This is a genomic window from Gilvimarinus sp. 1_MG-2023 (assembly GCF_030548285.1).
In genome coordinates, this window is the sequence record NZ_JAUOSC010000653.1 from 1 (window position 1) to 310 (window position 310).

General features: G+C 56.8%; 1 pseudogene. It reads right to left on the reverse strand.

Going from position 1 to position 310, the window contains the following annotated elements:
* Positions 1 to 310, reverse strand: a pseudogene (locus Q4563_RS18490) (family 16 glycosylhydrolase); the annotation flags it as partial.

The window sequence follows — 310 nt, forward strand, 5'->3', positions numbered from 1 at the left end:
GTCCAGAAAAGCCGATACGTGAGAAAACGATCGTTCATCGGGGTTTGCGAGACATAGGCGTTATCTGTTTGCCAGGCCCACATGGCCGCACAAGTCGGATAGCCTTCTACGCAGGCATCGTCGGAGTAAAAAATGGCATTGCCACCGACATAGCTATTTGGGGTCGCACCGGCGTGGAAATGGTCGATCTCGGTTTGGCGATGGCCCATTTCCTTCATGTCGATTTCGCCCTTGGCGGGCCAGCTGGCGGTTGTGGTGCCCAGCAGCCAAAAAGCGGGCCACAGGCCGGTCTCTAGATTGGGCACCCGAA